Raw genomic sequence first — 2433 nt, forward strand, 5'->3', positions numbered from 1 at the left:
TGTAGCGCGGCGATCTGGGAGAGAGGTGCGCGACAATCTGGATGAGAATCTGGTGTCGCGGCGGATGTGATGATCGCGGGTTTGATTGACGCGCGCAAGTGCTTTGTCAGGTTGATTGTCGCGGCGCGTCAATCAGGGGCGATATTGGCGGGTGTGGCGTATGACGCTGGGCGTCCAGGTCCCTTTTTGCGCTCAGCGGCCTCGCGGCGTCGGTAGCTTTCGACATTCATCTCGAAGATGGTGGCGTGATGAACGAGCCGGTCGACCGCGGCGAGCGTCATAGCGGGGTCCGGGAAGATCTTCCCCCACTCGCCAAAGGGTTGGTTGGCTGTGATCAGCATGGAGCGCCGTTCGTAACGGGCGCTGATCAGCTCGAAGAGCACACTGGTCTCGGCCTGGTCCTTGGTGACGTATGCGAGATCATCGAGGATGAGCAGGTCGAACTTGTCGAGCTTGGCCAGCACGCTCTCGAGGACGAGGTCGCGGCGGGCCTGCTGCAGCTTCTGGACGAGATCTGTGGTGCGGGTGAACAGCACCCTGTAGCCGTTCTCGATGAGGGCGAGACCGATCGCCGAGGCGAGATGGCTCTTGCCGGTGCCGGGCGGGCCGAACAGGAGCAGGTTTGCGCCTTTCTCCAACCAGGTGTCGCCGGCGACGATGGCCATGACCTGAGCTTTGGAGACCATCGGCACGGCGTCGAACTCGAAGCTGTCGAGGGTCTTTCCGGGCAGAAGGCGGCCCTCTGTGAGGTGCCGCTCGATGCGGCGGCGATCGCGCTCGGCCAGTTCGTGCTCGGCGAGCACAGTGAGGAAGCGCGCGGCGGGCCAGCCCTCCTTGTCGGCCTGCTCGGCGAACTGTGGCCAGATCACCTTGCTGGCGGGCAGTCGCAGCTCGTTAAGGAGCAGGCTGAGCTTGGCGGGGTCAATCGAGGCGCTCTTCATGCTGCGTCTCCCAGGCTGGCGCCGATGAGCGCTTCGTAGGCCTGAAGCGGCGCCAGGCGGACGACTACGTTGGGTAGGCGCGAGGGATCGGGCGCGAAGCGGGCACGCAGCGCGGCCATGTCGGGGAGCCGGTGATTGTCGAGGCAGATGGACAGCTCCTCGGCCAGTTCGCTCTCGCAGCCGCGCTCGTGGGCGAGGCCAAGAAGCTCGACCATGATGCGGCAGGCCTGGCGCTCGGGCAGACGCTCGACGAGGAGATCGAAAGTCCGCCGGTAGGCCTCGCGCGGGAAGAGCCGATCGCGATAGACCAGATTGAGCAATGCCATCGGCTTCCTTCTGAGCGAATGGATGACGTGCCGGTAGTTGACGACCTGGTCATGCTTGCCGGACGGGGAAGCACGCCCGCGCGGCAGCGTCATGAGATGCGTGCCGCCGATGAAGACATCGAGCCGATCGTCGTAGAGGCGCACGCGCAAGCGATGGCCGATCAGGCGCGAGGGCACTGTATAGAAGACCTTGCGCAGCGTGAAGCCGCCTGAGGAAGTGACGCGCACGCTGAGTTCCTCATAGTCGGTGGTGCGCCGCTCAGGTAGCTCCCGAAGCTGGGCGCGCTCGGCATCGATGCGCTTGGCGTTGCGGGCATTGCGGCGGCCGACGATCTCGTCGACGAAGCGGCGATAGGAGGCGAGATCATCGAAGTCGACGGTGCCACGCAGCAACAGTGCATCCTCGATCGCCCGCTTGAGATGGCCGTGCGGCCCCTCGATCGAGCCGTTCTCGTGGGCGATGCCGGCATTGTTGCGTGACGGCGTCATGCCGTAATGGCTGCACAGCTCGTTATAGCGGCGGGTCAGGTCCTCGCGCGCGTCCTTGTCCAGGTTGCGGAAGGCGGCGGACAGGCTGTCCGAGCGGTGCTCGCGCGGCACCCCACCGAGGGACCAGAGTGCGTTCTGTAGGCCTTCCGCCAGCGCCACGAAGCTCTCGCCGCCGAGCACGACATGGGCGTGCTCGAAGCCGGAATAGGCGAGCCGGAAATGATAGAGTCGGTGGTCGAGCGGCTGACCGGCGATGGTGATGCCGAACGAGGCCACCTCGGTGAAGTCCGACAGACCGAGCCTGCCGGGTTCGTGCGCCTGGCGGAAGATGACCTCCTGCTCCTCACCGTGGATGGCACGCCAGCCTCGGATGCGCCGCTCCAGCGTCCGGCGCACGCCCTCGCCCAACTCGGGATGGCGCCGCATCATCTCCTCGAAAATGGCCACGGGCCGGATGCCGGGCGCTGCCCGCAGCAGCGGCACGACTTCAGCGTCGAAAATGTCGGCGATTGGATCGGGACGCCGTCGTGCGCGCGGCTCCTTCTTCTGCGAAGGTAGTACTGGATCCTTCTCGATGCGGTAGGCCGTTGCCACGCTGATCGACGCCTTCGCCGCGGCGACAGGCGTCGGATGGGTCTTCCTGAGCTTCATGTAGAGCCTCAATTGATGGTCGGTTA

General features: G+C 65.2%; 2 protein-coding genes. Both read right to left on the minus strand.

The features are described 5' to 3' along the window. Window positions 1–128: 128 nt before the first annotated feature. On the minus strand, window positions 129–941 hold the full coding sequence (gene istB, locus SO180_RS42295; RefSeq protein ID WP_449384692.1) for an IS21-like element helper ATPase IstB: 813 nt from the start codon (window positions 939–941) through the stop codon (window positions 129–131). Next, window positions 938–2433: IS21 family transposase (gene istA, locus SO180_RS42300; RefSeq protein WP_449384693.1), on the minus strand; the 1496-nt coding region annotated here is incomplete at its 5' end. The genes istA and istB, both read right to left, overlap by 4 nt.

It is taken from the genome of Bradyrhizobium sp. UFLA05-112, assembly GCF_053572325.1.